The sequence below is a fragment of the Candidatus Protochlamydia sp. W-9 genome, from assembly GCF_001950615.1.
In the GTDB taxonomy this organism is placed as follows: Bacteria; Chlamydiota; Chlamydiia; order Chlamydiales; family Parachlamydiaceae; genus Protochlamydia; species Protochlamydia amoebophila.
Window position 1 is genome coordinate 1 of record NZ_BCPZ01000340.1, and the last position, 277, is coordinate 277.

A 277-nucleotide genomic window follows, 5' to 3' on the forward strand; every position below is an offset into this window, starting at 1 on the left:
CTAATGTTTAATATGCATGAGAGGTCAAAATGGATTTAATCAAATTATATTGTAGTGTGGATGATTTTTGGAAGTCTTTTGAGCAGAAATGGAATAAACAGTTAATTGATCATGGCAAAACAAAGCGAGGACCTCAACCTGAATTATCGATACCAGAAATGATGACAATTGTCATTTTATTTCATCAATCAAATTATCGAACATTTAAGCACTTTTATGGGTATGTTACCAAATACTTAGTTAAAGAATTTCCAAACTTAATTAGTTATAGCCGCTT

Annotated in this window: 1 pseudogene; it reads left to right on the forward strand. The window is 30.3% G+C overall.

The features are described 5' to 3' along the window. Nucleotides 1–29: 29 nt before the first annotated feature. A pseudogene (locus BU804_RS09370) lies at nucleotides 30–277 on the forward strand (IS982 family transposase); the annotation flags it as partial.